This window comes from Deltaproteobacteria bacterium (genome assembly GCA_040223695.1).
Taxonomy (GTDB): Bacteria; Desulfobacterota_D; UBA1144; order Nemesobacterales; family UBA2774; genus JAVKFU01.
Map to the genome: position 1 here is coordinate 1 of JAVKFU010000010.1, position 1,986 is coordinate 1,986.

Annotated in this window: 3 protein-coding genes; 2 read left to right on the forward strand and 1 reads right to left on the reverse strand. The window is 49.4% G+C overall.

All coding sequences use genetic code 11. The annotated features are described in order from the left end of the window. The first annotated feature begins 254 nt into the window (after window positions 1-254). Entirely contained in the window at window positions 255-431 is a 177-nt protein-coding gene (locus RIG61_02685) for a DUF1059 domain-containing protein (protein MEQ9618062.1), read from the forward strand. A gap of 96 nt (window positions 432-527) precedes the next feature. Here RIG61_02685 and RIG61_02690 read toward each other — a convergent pair whose 3' ends face one another. Continuing rightward, a complete protein-coding gene (locus tag RIG61_02690; GenBank protein MEQ9618063.1) occupies window positions 528-1,031 on the reverse strand; it encodes an N-acetyltransferase in 504 nt (167 codons plus the stop codon). A gap of 265 nt (window positions 1,032-1,296) precedes the next feature. On the opposite strand from RIG61_02690, the gene RIG61_02695 reads away from it, so the two are divergent. After that, complete coding sequence (locus RIG61_02695; protein ID MEQ9618064.1) at window positions 1,297-1,725, forward strand: CBS domain-containing protein; 429 nt, start codon at window positions 1,297-1,299, stop codon at window positions 1,723-1,725. Window positions 1,726-1,986: the final 261 nt, after the last annotated feature.

Consider the following 1,986-nt stretch of genomic DNA (forward strand, 5'->3'; position numbering starts at 1 on the left):
GAGCGTGCGGAAGAACCGGATGCCATTACCTCAAATCTACATAAGCTCGTTAAATCCAGGCAGATCGCTTCTACATTTAAAAGAGATTAAGGGGGGTGTGAAACCTCTCTAACACAACCAGCGGGCGCATTCCGCCCGCTCATCCTGAGCCTGTCGAAGGACGCCTCTTTTCCCCCACCTCCCCCGCATTGACTTCCCGCCCATTAAATAATATAAGGGCTCATATCAATATTTGCATATAAGGAAACGACATCATGGCAAAGGTACTCCGCTGTAGAGAAGTCGGTGTTGATTGTGATTTCGAGGCCAAGGGAGAATCCGTCGAGGAAATCATGGCGCAGGCCGCAAAGCACGCCAAAGAAGACCACGGAATGGATGAGATACCTCAAGAGATGATTGACAAAGTTAGAGAAGCTATTCACGACGAATAGGTGCCAGTCCGCGGCTTTCCTTAAATCGGGTACACCCGTAAACACTTATCGGGCATCTCTATAAGCCGGCCTCAGGCTTACATACCTTCAGGCTGCTCACACATCGTCAAAAGCGGGATGAAAAATGACTTCCCCCTGTACCCCGTCAAGCGCGCCTTTCGCAAGTTCGTGCACGAAGAAGTAAGGCGCGAACTCGCTACCCTTCCAGTAAATCCCCCTCTTTGAAGCGTGCTCGAACCCGAACTTCGTGTAGTACGCCGCGTGCCCAAGGACGAACACGGCCTCCATACCCTCCTTACGGCAGACCCTGAGTCCCTCATTAATAAGGGCTGACCCCACTCCTCCCCCCTGATGCTCCGGGAGCACCGCCATAGGACCCAGTCCCGCTGCCTTCAGCAACGTCTCGCCGACGATCACAGGGGTAAACAATATGTGCCCTGCGGTCTCCCCCTTTTTATCGGCGACGAGTGAGATAAACGGATACACCTTTCCCCTCAGCCTGTCTACGAGCTGCCCCTCGTCCTCTCTTCCAAAAGCCCTGAGATTAATATCGAATATATCCCTTATATCCCCCGGCTTTTCCCGCCTTATGTTTATCATTCCATTACTATTTTGACCGACATTTACCCGAGTGCGTAAATATATTTGTTTTCATCCTCCATGAGCATATTTGGAAAGGCCATCGGTGACGTCCGTCATATGTCCTGATTACGTACACTTTCATAAAAAGACACTGTCCGGCAGGAACCAAATAATTCGATAATTTCAGCAGGTTAAGGGGTTCCGGGAAAGTGGCATGTGCATTGCACTATGCGTTTCTGCACTTTAAGTAGTCGGGAAAGTTAATGACAGGAGGTAAAATCAAATGAGTCTCGAAAGTCTATGCCGGAGAGAGATAGTTTGCGTAAATAGAAGCACGATGGTAATCGACGCAACAAAAATGATGGAAGAAAAAAATGTCGGGAGTGTAGTCGTGATAGATATGGACAGGCCCCTGGGGATATTGACCGACAGGGACGTTATGATAAGACTTGTAAATAATGGCCTCGACGCCGAAAAAACCCCGGTCTCGGATGTAATGTCCAGGGAAATCATAACGCTCAATCAGAAAACCGGTCTTTACGAGGCTCTCGAGCAGATAAAGGACAGCAAAAGCAGCGTCAGGCGATTTCCGATCGTGGACGATAACGGCTCGATTAAGGGCATAATAACTCTTGACGATGTTATCTATCTCCTCGGAAAAGAGATGTCCGACGTATCCGCAATAATCGAGAGCGAAAGACCCCGTCTGTAATTACAAACGACCCCTTTCTTTTTTGTTTCTTCCATTCCTAAGCGGGAGCGTCTTTATCGCCGAGCCTGGAGTAATCGGCCTCCCCGAGCCTTACTTTAGAGGCTAGCCGGTCTGTCCGAAACTCCTCAGCCTCCTCTATCCTGTCATTTCGACCCCTTCGATAAACTCAGGATAAACTCCGGGAGAAATCCCGTCTTAATCCTTTCCCTGTCATTGCGAGCGCAGTGAAACGGAGCGCGGCAATCTTAAATCCGTCATTCT

Excerpts from the sequence above, each read along its gene's own strand:
- RIG61_02685 (MEQ9618062.1), top strand. The coding sequence starts at position 255 with ATGGCAAAGGTACTCCGCTGTAGAGAAGTCGGTGTTGATTGTGATTTC.
- RIG61_02690 (MEQ9618063.1), bottom strand. The coding sequence starts at position 1,031 with ATGATAAACATAAGGCGGGAAAAGCCGGGGGATATAAGGGATATATTC.
- RIG61_02695 (MEQ9618064.1), top strand. The coding sequence starts at position 1,297 with ATGAGTCTCGAAAGTCTATGCCGGAGAGAGATAGTTTGCGTAAATAGA.